The organism is Ktedonobacter sp. SOSP1-85 (assembly GCF_016587415.1).
Classification (GTDB): domain Bacteria; phylum Chloroflexota; class Ktedonobacteria; order Ktedonobacterales; family Ktedonobacteraceae; genus Ktedonobacter.
Window position 1 is genome coordinate 1,520,605 of the sequence record NZ_BNJI01000002.1, and the last position, 13,410, is coordinate 1,534,014.

General features: G+C 48.8%; 9 protein-coding genes. 5 read left to right on the forward strand and 4 right to left on the reverse strand.

The features are described 5' to 3' along the window. The first annotated feature begins 136 nt into the window (after window positions 1-136). On the forward strand, window positions 137-1,036 hold the full coding sequence (locus KTE_RS34980) for a hypothetical protein (protein ID WP_201389938.1): 900 nt from the start codon (window positions 137-139) through the stop codon (window positions 1,034-1,036). Window positions 1,037-1,211: 175 nt separating this feature from the next. On the opposite strand, the gene KTE_RS50035 is transcribed toward KTE_RS34980, so the two are convergent. Next, window positions 1,212-1,478 carry a GNAT family N-acetyltransferase gene (locus KTE_RS50035; RefSeq protein ID WP_201391081.1) on the reverse strand — a complete coding sequence of 89 codons (267 nt, stop codon included), beginning with the start codon at window positions 1,476-1,478 and terminating at the stop codon, window positions 1,212-1,214. Between the two features lie 773 nt (window positions 1,479-2,251). Between KTE_RS50035 and fes the strand changes: the two genes are divergently transcribed. Together fes and KTE_RS34995 are read left to right on the forward strand one after the other, a co-directional pair. Beyond that, the gene (fes, locus tag KTE_RS34990; RefSeq protein ID WP_201389941.1) at window positions 2,252-3,505 is read left to right on the forward strand and encodes an enterochelin esterase; all 1,254 of its coding nucleotides are present in this window, start codon (window positions 2,252-2,254) and stop codon (window positions 3,503-3,505) included. A 172-nt stretch (window positions 3,506-3,677) separates the two neighbouring features. Further along, on the forward strand, window positions 3,678-3,833 hold the full coding sequence (locus KTE_RS34995) for a hypothetical protein (protein WP_201389943.1): 156 nt from the start codon (window positions 3,678-3,680) through the stop codon (window positions 3,831-3,833). 385 nt (window positions 3,834-4,218) lie between these two features. Here the strand turns inward: KTE_RS34995 and KTE_RS35000 are convergent, their stop codons facing one another. The 3 genes from KTE_RS35000 to KTE_RS35010 form a co-directional block, all read right to left on the reverse strand. Beyond that, a complete protein-coding gene (locus tag KTE_RS35000; RefSeq protein WP_201389945.1) occupies window positions 4,219-5,298 on the reverse strand; it encodes a hypothetical protein in 1,080 nt (359 codons plus the stop codon). A 157-nt stretch (window positions 5,299-5,455) separates the two neighbouring features. After that, entirely contained in the window at window positions 5,456-7,723 is a 2,268-nt protein-coding gene (locus tag KTE_RS35005; protein WP_201389947.1) for a hypothetical protein, read from the reverse strand. Window positions 7,724-8,110: 387 nt separating this feature from the next. Further along, the gene (locus KTE_RS35010) at window positions 8,111-9,298 is read right to left on the reverse strand and encodes a DUF2252 domain-containing protein (protein WP_201389949.1); all 1,188 of its coding nucleotides are present in this window, start codon (window positions 9,296-9,298) and stop codon (window positions 8,111-8,113) included. Between the two features lie 842 nt (window positions 9,299-10,140). On the opposite strand from KTE_RS35010, the gene KTE_RS35015 reads away from it, so the two are divergent. After that, the gene (locus KTE_RS35015; protein WP_201389951.1) at window positions 10,141-11,565 is read left to right on the forward strand and encodes a hypothetical protein; all 1,425 of its coding nucleotides are present in this window, start codon (window positions 10,141-10,143) and stop codon (window positions 11,563-11,565) included. An 855-nt stretch (window positions 11,566-12,420) separates the two neighbouring features. Beyond that, window positions 12,421-13,293, forward strand: a complete 873-nt coding sequence (locus tag KTE_RS35020) for a pentapeptide repeat-containing protein (RefSeq protein WP_201389953.1) — start codon at window positions 12,421-12,423, stop codon at window positions 13,291-13,293. The last annotated feature ends 117 nt before the right edge of the window (window positions 13,294-13,410 follow it).

Consider the following 13,410-nt stretch of genomic DNA (forward strand, 5'->3'; position numbering starts at 1 on the left):
TCTGCGCTCACACAAAAACCTCTCCTGCGATGTAGGTCATAGCAAAAGGCAGAGCATATGGGTATTCTTTTGTTGTACAAGTTGGGATCAAGCGGTGGCTGGCCATCTCGCCGCCTGTAGTGTATGATGGAGTGTCATGATGACCACCTCCCCATTCGAGAATACCAATAACCCCTCTGGACAGGGGTTTCTCCCTCCAACCAATTCTTCTCGTGCACGCTTGTATGTGCGGCCAATGGTGCTGCTCGTCCTCATGAGCGTGATCGCTGTCTTGCTCTTTGAAGGGCTGCTGGGGTTTCCTGGCCTGTTCTTCTGGTTCATCGGCGGTGACCTGATGCAGCTCTGGTTCCTTGTCCTGGTGGTGCTGGGATTGCTCTATCGAGGGTCCCTCGCCCGTCTGTGGAGAAGAGGGGCGGAAAAAAGAGGAATGCTGATGAAGCGCTATCAGGCGTTCTCGCCTGAGTATCCTGCCGGTGAATGGCCTGCACTGGCACAAGAACGTTCCTCCGGCAAGTTCCTCCAGGGACTTCTTCATGTGCCCCTGGTGCTGTTGGTGGTATTTCTGGTGTATTACTTCTTCATTGTGGGCTATACCTTTCACGCTGGACCCCATCCGACGGTCACTGGCGACTGTAACGGGGGAACGATCACCGTTGAGGGAAAGACAGGCAGCGATATGGTCTCCCTGAAAGCAGGGCTGCTGACAATTGAGGGCTCTGGGAACTACGATAGCTCCAACCATGTGCTCACTCTCAATAGTAACCTATGTGGTTTTACGCTGGAGGTGCCTGCAACCACCAATCTGCATCTTTCAGGCAATGACGCAACGATCTCGGTCAGAGGGGTCTCAGGGAAGATAGAGCTTGACAATAACGCGGGCGATATCACTATTGATGGGAGCGCTCTGCTGGCTGGATCGGTTGTCAGCAATAACGCCGGGAAGATCACGATCAGCAATTCGTGCCTTATGCCTGGGGTGAAAGTAGGAAGCAATGACAGCCCTATCACTCGCAGTCAGGTGAAACCCTGCAACTGAACAGTGAGGCAATCAAAGCTCATCCTTAACCTTGCTAGTGGTGACGAAAGCAAAAATTGAGCTTGCGATGAGAGACAACAACTCTGCGAGGCTTCCCTGCCTCAGCAAAAAGACAACGAGGGGTGTTTCCCGTGAGAGCTGGCCGGTTGGTTATTGATGCCTGTATACCGTTACTTCACGCGCCTGTGCGCAACACCTTTTTCAGGAGAAGATATTCGCGTGTTTTACGCATGCCGGCACGTTGATAAAGCCTTGTCGCACCAGTGAGATTTTGTGCATCAACGGAAAGACTGGCTCGTTGCAAACCGCGGCGAGCAAATTCGCCAAAGGCATGTTGCAGAAGTGCCAGTCCAACCCCTCTTCCTCGCCATTCACGGGCAACAGCCAGGGTATTGACCCAACCGACTGGACCTGCACTACATAGGGTAGTGTTGCAAAAAATTTAGAACCGAGAAAATGAAGTAAGTAATTACGGTACAAGAATCATTTTCATAGAGAAAGGGTGAGCATTCTGCACCTTTTTCCTCATGAAATATATCGTGTGCACTTCCATTTGCTGAGCTTTAATTTTTTTGCAACACTACCTGCTCGAGGGCGTTCATCTTGCTTCTCGTCTCTCTTTGTAAAATGTGGGTAAACGCTTCAACAATTCGACAATGTAATACAAGAGATGGCTGGGAACGCATCAGCGATTGAAGACAAGGTCAGAGTCTACGAGGTTGGGACATCCTTTCTTCAAGAGATTCCAACGGTGAGGAAGCGGTACCTTTCTTATATTTGAGAGTAATGTCTGCTCTTCCTGCTCGTTGTGCCACTCCTTACGGCAACACTTTGGGGCAATCATTGCAAATTAAACAGGAATAGCGTATGCTTACATGGAGAAAAAGCGAGTTATCCGTATTTAGTAGCCAGGAGAGGGATATGCCTGACCAGCGCTAACACCTGCTAGTGAATGTGACTGAAGAGCAATACTGTTGCATCCAGACAACAGTTCTCTTGCTTTGTCCAGCATTCTGAGTAGCGTGTTAGCAACGTCACGATGAAGGCGTATCATCTCTTACGATCCTCATTCCCCTCCACATGTCGTGAGCCTTTTTCCTGCACGTTGTCTCTCCTGCCTTCTCATGCAATGCATGCGCTTTTCTGTTCATGTCTCTGGCATCTGACGTGCTTCATGATCAATCGATGCAGAGCAGTACAGTGAAAGGATTTTGTATGGAAGCTCAACAAACACAGATCAGTCCGCGTATTACCTCGTTACAGCAGCAGATTCTCTCGGGAAATACTGCTGCGCTTCTCGCATTTTGGCAAGAAATGACGCAGCAGGGGATGCCTCTGATGGAAGCCATTGAAGGAGATGATACGCATGCTCTGGTCACGTTTCTCTGGCGAGACAACGGAGACACACACAACGTCATGATCTGGGGTGGGCCAGCAGGATTGGACCACCCCGAGGATCATCAGATGACGCGCTTGTTGAATACTGATCTCTGGTACAAAACGTACCGGCTTCAAACCGATTTGCGCGGGGTCTATACGTTCTCCATCAATGATTCTTTGACCAATCAGGAGCGTGGAGGTTTCGGCACACGTTTTCTCCCTGATCCTCTCAATCCCAAGCAGTTTGTGGCTCACAAAGACGAAGGGAAACCTGATTCACAAGAGATAGTCTTCTCTGTTCTTGAGTTACCCAATGCTCCTGCTCAGACCTGGATTGTGCCTCACTCTGATGGAGCGAAGGGCAAGCTTTATGCCCATCGATTGCGCAGCCAGATCCTCGATAATGAACGCCGCATCTGGGTTTATACTCCTGCCGATTACACAGAGAGGAGCGAACCATACCGTCTCTTGCTTCTCTTTGACGGATGGATCTACATTGACCTCATCCCGACGCCAACCATTCTGGACAATCTCGTGAGAGAAGAGAAGATCTCCCCGTTGGTCGCGGTCTTCATTGATAACCCAGATGAAGAGACGCGGAACCGCGAGTTGCCCTGTCATCAGCCTTTTGTCGATTTTCTCACCCAGGAACTGATGCCGTGGGTTCATGAACACTATCATGTTACTGCTGATTCCGCCCAGACGATTGTTGGCGGCTGTAGCTATGGCGGATTAGCAGCCGCTTTCGCCGGGTTACGCGCCTCAGAAACCTTTGGCAATGTGCTTTCGCAATCTGGCTCGTTCTGGTGGGATAAAGATCCCGACGACGGTATTCAACAAGAGTGGATTATCCAACAGTTTATCGCGAGTCCTCGCCTCCCTCTTCGTTTCTATCTGGAGGTTGGCTTGAAGGAGGATTGGGGATGGATTTACATGGTCGGCTGCAATCGGCATTTGCGCGATGTGTTACGCCTCAAAGGGTATGAGGTACATTATGCCGAGTTTAACGGGTATCACCATAACGTTTCCCATCGCGGCTCACTAGCAGATGGATTGTTAGCATTTGTGGGTGTAATTGACCCGATTTGAAAGAGCACCTAAGTTGAAAGAGAGAAGGATGAAAGTCTCTTCTTTCACAGAAGAAGAATCACGAATAGTATCAAAATCTCGATTGTTTCACGCAGGGGTGAGGGTTACTTCGTCAGTTTGACATGCTATAGGTGTGCAATTACCTGAGGCAATTGCAGAAGTGGCTCTCGTTATGCAGATACCGTCTCATTCTCTCCAGACTGCGGAAGAGATGCTGTACGCGCTCCAATGTCGGCTGTATGGCGGACTTGAGCAGCCCTTGTCCTGGGACATCAAGCGTCAGGTGATTGAGACCCTGGTCAAGCAGATTCATCTGGAGACGCTGTAGGAGTAGATGGGAAGAATGTGGTGTGTGTCTCCGTGACCTATCGCTTTGGCGAGAGCATGGTGCTCTGTAAGACCTTTCCCTCACCGAAGTCGTTGCAAGAGCAACAGGAGGGGCAAGAGCAGGTTCTACTCGGCAGGGTATGAAAGGGGCTGGGCAGAAGCAAAAATAAACATATTGAAGCCGACCTCAAGCATGCTAGCAATATGAGTGAAGCATACTTGAGGTCGGCTTCAAGCAGGTGGCAAGAAATGAGATTGCGCTTCACTTGAAGCACCCCACGAAAACGATCAACCGCATTTATCCTCTCGTATCACTCAAGGGCTCGTTGGAAAAACGACGGACTGCAAAGCAATCTCCTGAATAGCCTCTACGATTGTTCGTGAACTTACCTGAGTGCAACCTGGCCGCTGGCCTTTGGGGGTTGCTCATGAACGTGTTGAATTATGTCGATGACGTTGTGCGCGACAAGGGGGCTATGCCAATATTTTCCATGGGCGCTACGCCCTAGAAACACGGTTTCTCCTGTTTGAAGCAGGTCGCTGCAAGAGGTGTATATTCGATTGATGCGCCCTGTTCCACGGTATCGCAGGTCTGCTATGGCTTTGAGTATGGGACTTATTGGAGAGGGCAGCGGAATATCATGAACACGAAGGGCTGTCTGCTCCGAGGGTCTTGGTTGGTGATTGTTCTCTACAATGGAGGGAAGAACTGTTTCAAGAGGAGAGGCAACGGGATCCTCTGGATGGATGTAGTTGTACCAGGGAAGGTATCCTTGAGGAAGATGATCAAGGAGTCTGGCAAGACCTGGAAGAATATCATGGGTGGCAGGGATATGTTCTTGTTCAGGGATGTTATGGGGGGAAAGAGTAGCCTTGCCTGTTGAGAGCATGAGCGTGAAGAGACTGATGGGAGAGCCCATGGTATGAATGCTGGAGAGCCGGATTCCGTTCTCGGGATTGGGCTCTAGCCCGTAGACCAGTTTTCGTATTTCCTCAACTCCCCTGTAGCCACCAGCATACCTTGGTTCCCAGCGTCTGCTAAAGAGGATATCAAAAAGAATAACGGTGCCCATACTGTGGGTAACAAGATGAAAACAGTCATCTTGATCATAGGGGGCAGACTCAAATGCCGCCAACAACTGCGCACGAAGCCTTTCGACCACGCGAATGCCTGCACGGCGACTAATATAGAGCGCACCATCGCCAGTAAACTGGAGCAGTTGCTTTTCTCGTATATTCTGAAAGCCAAGTTTGTCCCAGGAGGACGATTGCTCCCATTGCTCGCGCAGTTCCAACTCGAGATCTTCGTACACATCTCCCCAGTAGAGGGGGATCATCTCCAGATCCAGGTGTGTTTTTTGTTGTTTGCTTCTGAGCAGCTCTATGAGCGGATCAGCATAGGTTGGATATTCTTTCCAATCACGTGTGTTAACGCCATGGAGAAAAATGATGAAGTCTTTGGCCACGGCTTTCCTCCTTCTTGTCCTTGGATGCGGAAGCGCTTCTCGCCTCTGCTTTGTTCTTTTTCTTGCGGTATGAAGTGTTCTGGGCTTGGATCATCCACTTCAAGGCAAAGAGGTGGATGATCCAGATGTTTTCTCGTATTTCGCCTAGATGTATTTGTTATCTCCGGATATGGGCTCCTGCAGGGACAGCGATTTCGAGTGCTTGTGCAAACTGTGGATCCTGAAGACGATATGATGACGCAACTTCGGGATCAGAGTACAATTGCTGGAGTGTCTCTGGCGCAATGGCGGAAAGGTCTTGCACTGGGATGTTTTGCTCTCCTGTTCCTTCCTGCCAGGCTGATTCCCAGATGCAGGCGAGCATGCTTGCTCCATTGGCAAGAAGTTGCTCTGTTTTTTCTCCCAGCTGGTCCCACATGTAGGCAAGATGATCGTTCATTTGCATGCTGGTGATGTAGGTCTCAATGATCTCTTCCGGGGAGAGAAAGGCAAGACTGTCTCGCATTAACTTGACAATAGCCAACCCCGCTGCTTTCCCTCCTGAAACTGTCTGGGGACGTGGTGTGTTCTGTACCTTCTCATTGACCCCATTAATGAGTTCTGAGGTAAAGCGATTGAGCATCGCAGACTCATAGGTGCTATGGACGCCCTTGCCTCTTTGGGTGTCAGGATCCCCATCGTGCAGCCTGGAGACATGCAGTGGCTGGCAAGCATCGCCAATATAGTGAGCCAGAACTCCCGCAGTACACACAAAGTGGGCAATATCCTGCTGTTTGACTGCATCGACCATCTCATCGTAGAGTTGCCAGACGCGAAATGGGAGCGCCCCTCGTTTATCGTTGATATTTAGACTACTATAAAACTGATTCCAGACGTCAATGTCCAGGTTGTCAGGATCCTTGCAGAGGTCGAGCAAGGTTTTTCCTTGAAATTGGCCTTGTCCCTCTTGATCCATGTCTGCAAAGTGGTTGGCTGCATCTTGATGACGCGTCATGCGCCAGACGATGTCTGCCACATCGGCCAGCGGAACAAATGCGTGGTTCCCATGAGAGTGGAAGGTTCCCTGCGCCAGTTCGTCGTCCCCATAGGCAATATTGCTCTTGTTGTTGGCAAAGAGGGTGTGTAGATGTGGCGATTGCACCAGGTCGCAGGCGCTCGCCGCGATCTTAAAGTGACCGACCTCACCCCAGTATTCGCGATGTCCTATGTTCCAACTTGGGAGGAGATCAACATCCAGTTCACGACATACGGTACTCAAACAGGTGGAGAGCGCAAAACGCAGCGGGGCTTTGCCATGTTCCGTTTGGATGACATGACCACCCCATTGCAGGGCGAGTGGGCGCAGACGTGGAGCAAGGTTCTTGGCTTGTTTGCGTTTCCCGTTCCCATGAGCAGTGTGGCCTGTGGTGGCATGGTTCTCCAGAAGATCAAGGCACCAGATCGTTCCCGAGTCTCCTGGCATGGTTTGTAAAGGTGTTTCTCCTGTGCGTGAGCCGATGAGCAGATCGCTGATATAATCGACACCTCCTATGGATTTGTAGCGGTAAAAGAGGGCCTGGATCTCTCCAATCATTTTTCCCGAAGCGGCACCAAAGGCACAGACGTGCTTGCCGATGAGATCAAGGGTGATCGTATCGGTATGCAGATTGACAATGTCTCCTAGTTCTCCAAGACCAAAGACCTGTGCTGTCCAGCGATTGATATCTGCAATTCGGATAAGGCCGGCATCGAGGTTGATATGGGACGAGGTCTCGGACCAGGCAGGATAGACCTGGGCGAAGGAGCGTTTCCCGAGTTGCCGTTGGTCTGCTTTGCCGATCACTTGCCGTTGACCGTCCGCAACGGTAAACACATCATTTGTTGGATCCCCACAGACATGTTTGTTAGTCAAGGCATAGACGGCATTGCCATCGTAGACCAGGCATCCTGTTGAACCGATGTGCTCCTGCCCCTGGATATCTGTTAGCAGAGGATAGCCGCCACCAAGGAGATCATGAGGAAAGGAAGCGTCACGCAGCGGCGGAGGTGTTTGCTCCTGTTCCTGAGCAAGCACAACACAGGTAGGAACGACACGGCCATCAGACAGGTAGAGGAAATGTGGGACGACATAATCAGGATTAATCTGCGCGAGCTCTTCTTGTGTTTGCCATTGCTTGACAAAGATGAGGACACAAGGCCAGGACCAGGGCTGAACAACTGTGTTTTCCAGTGTGCGCTCTGGCGATTTTGTTCGAGACCGCCACTTTTCTCGTGGAAGAGGTTTATCAGCATCCGGATCATCAGTACGAATGCGATAGAGACCAATGGCGGTAGCGATGACGTTACTCATGTTGGCCAGATGCACATGATAGGCTTCACGTGCATCAAGCAGATCATGAACTGATAGAGACTTGAAGTCTCGTGTGGGCTGGATATCTTGTTTCACAATAGACCTCCTGGTGAAAACAAGCCTGAGGAGAAACGTTGCTGTATCAGTAACAAAACAACAATTTTGTTGGTGATACAGCTGAAATGATGAACATTACGGCTTTTCATAAACATCTTAGTTGCTTGTTCAAAGTCATCGATGGCGTAATTTCTGCATTGGAAATTCAGGTGCATATGGATGTCGTTTATGTGCGAATAGAGAAGGAACCCGCTGAGTAATTGATCAAGGGGGAGGAAGTAGGGGTGTGTAAGCTTGTTACTCTATGTAACTACTGCTTGCTGAGGGATCTTCGGTGGGAATAGGGCAGCAACACATGTCTCCCTAATGCTTCGGAATAGTAAGAGAGATCTGGTATCTATTTGCATGATTGCTCTTATTGCTGTCTCACAAGCTCGTATCCTGGCAAAATGCTTGATAGTCTTCTTCAACTTTAAGGGCATAGGAGCGGGCATATTGAAGAAGTAGTGCAGACCAGTGAGGGTTCTGAGCAAACAGCTTTAGCTGGTCGATAGATGCAGAACCAGAGTGTCCTGCGCTCTGAAGGTGTCCCCAGGCGACCACTTTAGCGATGACCTTGATGATCTTTGCGAACTGCTTCGAGTTGTTTTGTAGGTTTTGTAGATCGATCTTATCTTCTATTGGCTGGAGCTCGCGCAAAACAAAGGATGTGTTTTGCTCTGGCACAGAGGCAAGTCGTCGAGGCGGTGACGGCTGTGTCCAGCATTGCACAGAGACTATCCGTTCAGCCTGGTTGCCCCACTGTGGCTGCGCTGATTGGAGAGAGGGGTGCAATGACGAAGATGCGGCCTCTTTGAGGTCAAGCAGGTAGTTCTGATCAGGAGAACCTTTTCCTTCAACGAGCACAACATAGCGCCGGAGACCAAGGCTTCCTATCCCAGCGATGCGACGAGCACTGTCAAGGACAGTGAAAAAGGCCGGATCTGGTTGTGTGGTTCGCCACGTATCAATGAGAGCAGTAATATATGTTTGCTCCTGCGAAGTAGCAGCAAGAAAGTGTTTCCCATCCAGGTGAAGTTGCCTGGTTTTTCCTGCCTGTGTGGTTCGTGCATCGAGAAAAACCTTGCGATGCCGGTTTTTGACTCCAAAGAGAAGTTGCTGGAGATGACCTGGTGCATCTTGTTCTTCCAGTGTACCGGCGCGACCGTTTGCGAGCGTTTCCTGGTAGGTTTTGAGGAAAGAGGTACAGCATTGATCTGCCTCTGTTGGCTGGATCGCGAGGAGGGGCGCACTCACCTGTATGCAGGTAAGCATGCGTGCGAGATCCCAGGCGCAGGGAGCAAGAGTCGCCTCATCAAAGTCATTGACCGTAAAGTACACCTGATGATCATCCGCTTTATAGCAGCCCAGGTTTTGTAGGTGGAGATCACCACATACCCAGGTGGCTGGAGCGGCATTCAAAGGGGATGAGGCAGGCCAGTCCTCATAAAAGAGGTGACAGGTACCACGGAAGAAGGCAAAGGCATCTGTACGCATTGCCTGATATTTGCGTGCGAGGAGGTCAGGATCACGGCCTTGATTATAGTGTTGTATACGCTCGGTCACCGTGCTCATAGTTCACCTCATTCTTGGTTGACTTCTCTTAGTCTACCACAGCGATAAAACAGTCCGAATCATCATTAGGCACTGCGCCAACGAGAATAAAGGTCCCGCCTGGGAATGAGCAGATAACCTGGTGATGTATAAAGGATTGCTCCTTCTTCATTCAAAGTATAGAAGCGTCTTCATCGGATGCTCTAGCATACACATCTGGCGAAGCGGCGAAGAGGAATGTGTTTTCCCTTGTAAGCAACATAAAGATAATCGAGATAATCTGTAAGGCAATTCGCTCTTCGCTTAAACAGGAAGTCTGCATAGACAAGAAGCCTCCATCGGGTACCAGCAATTTCCTTCTGTTTGTCGTATTGAGTAATTTGAAACAGAGTAATAGCCAGTACTCATTCGTTGAAGGCTTTATTACATGAACAAGGGTTCTATGGATAGCTACACGCATCCAAATTGCAACCCCAGAAAATTCTCTCGCCTTACGGAAGGCGCCAGTAATGCCTTTAGGCGCATTGATGAGTATGGGCCTGTTTGGATCCCTGAAGAAAGTATGTCGTATGTTGTGTGTTGACATGAGTTAGCTTTGCGTAGTTATCGAGAAGGGAAAAAACAATTTGCCGCGGATCATACAAGAAATCCCACTTAGTGAAGAAGAAAGAACTGGCGGCGGTTGAGGCTGGAGTCGAGGCAATGGAAAGGATGCGTCAACAACGTGCACATGAGCCCACTCCTGCTGACCCAACACCGAGCTACTTGACAACAAGAGATCAGGAAAAACAGCCTATCATCCCTATTAAGCAAGGACGTCGAAAACGGCAGAACAGGGATACGGAAAGGCAGAAATGGCTCCAATGTCTGAAACGGCTTATGTTCTTACAAAAGAGCAACGAAAAGAACAGATTCTTAGTGCTGCGGCGCTAGGTTGGTCGCTTGTTGAACTCTTAGGACGCTGCTTCTCATTAGAACTGCCTACCCCCGAACATGAAGCTGAGCGGAATTGGGCGAAAAAGGAGGGGGCGGGGACACATATGATCATCATTCCTCCCACTATTACCTCCCAAAAGGGCTTGCATGCTTTAGTCTGTTTCATCCAGGCTCTTGTACGAAAATTGCCTCTACCTATTCTCGACGATTGTAGTTATATCCAATACTTGGATGCCGTAATTGACAGGCTTTGTCAATTAGATGAAAAAGCAGGCAATGAGTACCACAGGTCTCTCACTTGCATTAATGAGCAGCTCTTCGAATGGGATAAGAAGATCCGAGAGCACTTACAAAGTATGTCTGGGCAATTTGAGAATACCTATGACTGCGTGAATGCGTACATGGTCGGGAAAAGTTTTGCGGCTCTTCGTTGGTATCTGCCAGAAACGCGAGATGCAACAAATGGGGCTCATAACGGAGCAGATAAACGAAAAGAGGATTCTCGTCCTTTTGGAGGATTGGGGAAAGCGCTTTTTGCGATGTCATCTCGCGTTCCATCAGGGGAGGTAGCCCCTGCACATCGCCTTCTGGCGGAAGAGTGGAGAACCCAAAAAGAGACGAGAGGTCAAATGCGTGATGCGACCCAACTGCCTTTTGAAGAAGGCAGCCCTCAGCTTGAGCAGCATGTACCGTTTCAATTTGATGCAAGATACTTTTCCATGCTGGAAGAACGTATGCAACTTATGGCGCCATATGTGCATGAATTCACCCCTTTGGCCCTCGTGAAGACGCTTGAACATTGGAAAAGCCCTATCTTGAAGCGGAAGATATACTCTTCTAAAGACTCCGAAGTATCGCTTCAGCTACAAGAACAGGCTGATGTGTGGTATGTCTTATTAACGGCATCTCGTGATCCCACCACCTATGTGATGCCTTCTCGTATCGCATGGCATTACATGCTGCGTGTAATAGTGTTTTCCCTGCCTTATGTTGGGTTGGGAATACTACTCGCCGGGATCATTACCCTTATGGTTGTAGGGATAATCGGATTCGTTGCCTTCCTGATAGGCGTTTTTTGGCCGTCCGTTGCTCACTTTCTCCACACAAATCCCATAGTAACAACAGTAGGAGCAGGCTTTGCACTACTTACAGGGATCGGCACGGCTCTGCCAACCGTAACAACGCTCTTACAATTGGGAATTCGAAACGTACACTCGAGGGCAGAGCCAAATGCAGAAAAAGAGTTGCGTCAGGCTAGAAGATCATGTGCAAATATGCTTTGGGAAGCAGCCCAACAGAAAGCAATCAATGAAAAGGTAGTGGTCAAATACAAGCGCAGAACGCAAAAATGACACAATCCCAGCTAACAACAGGCATATCAGAGGGTTCTGTCAGAACTGGGAACACAGAAATGGTGCTGGCAATGTTCTTGGAGAAGCACTTTTCGCCACTCATGATGAGGCTGTTTGTATCAACGCTTGCAGCGTGAGCTATCTCAGCCAGTATATGACCTGGGAGTCCCACTATTCTTAAAACATGTTGCAAATCAGATGGACGGGTTTTAAGAATAGCAGGACTCCCCTATTTATGCATATACTCGTAGAATAAGCCCCTAAGAGTTAGCTGTCGCCTTGCAATGCTGGCGCCTAATACATTCAGTGCGCTGCTATGAACATATTCGTATCGAATGTATCTGTTTATCATCTCCCATATAATTTTGCCAGTGGCACTTGTCGTGTTTCTGGATCTTTAGTGCTGACACTGGTGCTGTCATTACACCCATCAGGAGCATGACTAGGAGAAAACTGAGCAGAAGAAGGCGCATGCTTTTCATGGCAGAAGCAAAGCTCATCTGATTTTCCTTTCTCTTAACATCCCTGATTTCTGCTTGATCCTTATTTGTTACCTGGAAACACTATGTAAGGATAGGCTAATGGGAAACTCTACAAGAAGGGTCTTTGTTCACTCAATATAAATTATGCAATAGAAAATGGCAAACTCATAGATAAGTTGAAGGCTATGGCTGAATTGTGAAAACTTGTAAATCTGCTGTGGTGGCAAAACAACTCTTCTGGCAAAAAGAAGGAATTTTCCCCGCTATCCAAAAAAGATTTCCAGGAATTTAAGCTAGCGTTTGGTTGGATGTTTTTACTAATAGAAAAACGCCGTACAAGATTGAATGTTTTTGATGAACTAAGGGGAAATTGATGACATCGAAGCAAGATCCCAGACTATCGCCCGCCTCTCCAAAGGGTTTGTCACAAGTGAAACATCATTTGAGGCAACAAGGACGTGCTACAATACGTGGGTTGAAAAAGGCAACAATTCGAGATTGGATGCAAGCTATTGCTATTCCCATCAGTGTCGCGCTGCTCGCCTTTTTTGGAAATATGATAACCACCATGTTTAACCAGGCGCAGTATGCTAATAGCCAGCGACAACATCAAGGTGATGTGGAAATCGCCAAAGATCAGCAGCGGGAGACAACTCTTCAGACATATTTCGACCGGATGTCGGACCTTATTCTCAATGACCACCTGAAAACAACAAAAGATTATGACATACGAAACGTCGCGCGTACCAGAACATTGGAGGTTCTACCACAATTAGATCCCCACAGAAAAGGAGAAATAGTGCAATTTTTGCACGATACAGGCCTTATTAACACTGGTTCTGTGATTGTTAATCTGAGCCAGGCCGATCTGAACCAGGCTTATCTGAAAGGGAGCGATCTAAGTAATGCTGATCTCGAGAATGCCTCTTTGGTGGGTGCCAACCTGCGACTTGCCCAGATGAATGCGGCTGACCTCAGTGGTGCCAATTTGATGGGTACCAACCTGAGTAGCGCCAGACTGATGAAGACTAACCTGAGTAGTGCCGATCTGAATGGCGCTAATCTGCAATTTGCCCAGATGGGTGCGGCTGATCTGGGGGGAGCAGACTTGGGCAAGATCAATCAGAACTATGCCCATCTAAGCGGAGCTAATCTGAGTCATGTAACAGGCGTGACAACAGCGCAACTTCGTAGAGCAAAATCCCTTCAAGGAACCATTATGCCTGATGGATCAAGGCATCCTTAAATGCTCGAATTCAGGGTGTCACGCTAAAAAAGAAAATCTGTTGCAAATCAGATGTGCAGGTTTTTAAGAATAGTGTGACTCCCTGCTGATATTCTCTCACGTTTTTCCGTGAGCGCT